Origin of the sequence: Allobosea eneae (genome assembly GCF_042657265.1) — a bacterium.
Taxonomy (GTDB): Bacteria; Pseudomonadota; Alphaproteobacteria; order Rhizobiales; family Beijerinckiaceae; genus Allobosea; species Allobosea eneae.
The window spans coordinates 1-850 of the sequence record NZ_JBHSLW010000120.1; the positions used below are offsets into that span (position 1 = coordinate 1).

Annotated in this window: 1 protein-coding gene; it reads right to left on the reverse strand. The window is 61.3% G+C overall.

What is annotated here, in order from left to right; translation table 11 throughout:
- Positions 1–34 precede the first annotated feature (34 nt).
- Positions 35–850 (reverse strand): IS3 family transposase (locus ACFPOB_RS30200; RefSeq protein ID WP_377801857.1); only part of this gene is annotated, 816 nt, incomplete at its 5' end.

Below are 850 nucleotides of genomic sequence, written 5' to 3' on the forward strand. Positions count from 1 at the left end.
TGATCTGCCCCCGCCGAGTGAACCGATTGGTTTGTTAGTGTATTAAGCCCATCGCCGCCATATCCGGACGGAGGTGGAGCGAAGCGGAACCGGAGGCCGGATATGGCGGTGTCGCCGTTTCCGGTGCCGGCGGTCGGTAACCCAAGCTGCTGTGAGGGCGAACGGTATTGTAATGCCGCCGCCATGCCTCGATCAGCACCTTGGCCTCAGCGAGGCTGTAGAAGATCTCGCCGTTGAGCAGTTCGTCGCGAAGCGATCCATTGAAGCTTTCGTTATAGCCATTCTCCCATGGTGATCCCGGCGTGATGTAGAGCGTCGTCACGCCGATCTGCCCCAGCCATTTCTGGACGGCGGTCGCGATAAATTCGCTTCCGTTGTCGGACCGTATATGTGCCGGAGGACCGCGAGAAATGAACAGGTCAGCCAGCGCCGCCAGCACATCCTCGTGTTTGAGCTGCCGGGCAACGATGAGTGCCAGGCACTCCCTGCTGGCCTCATCGATGATGGTCAGGATCCGGAACTTGCGGCCATCGTGCGTGCGCCCTTCGACGAAGTCGTAGGCCCACACATGCCCGGGATACTCAGGCCGTAGGCGGATACATGATCCGTCGTTGAGCCACAGGCGTCCCCGTTTGGGCTGGCGCAGCGGGACTTTCAATCCTTCGCGTCGCCATATCCGCTCGACCCGTTTGTGGTTCACCGTCCACCCCGCATGGCACAGCAACGCCGTCACCCGGCGGTAGCCATAGCGACCATATTGCTTCGCCAACGCGATGATGTCCTCCGTGAGCGCCTGTTCGTCATCCGCCCCACGCGGCACCTTGCGCTGTGTCGATCGATGCTGCCCTAG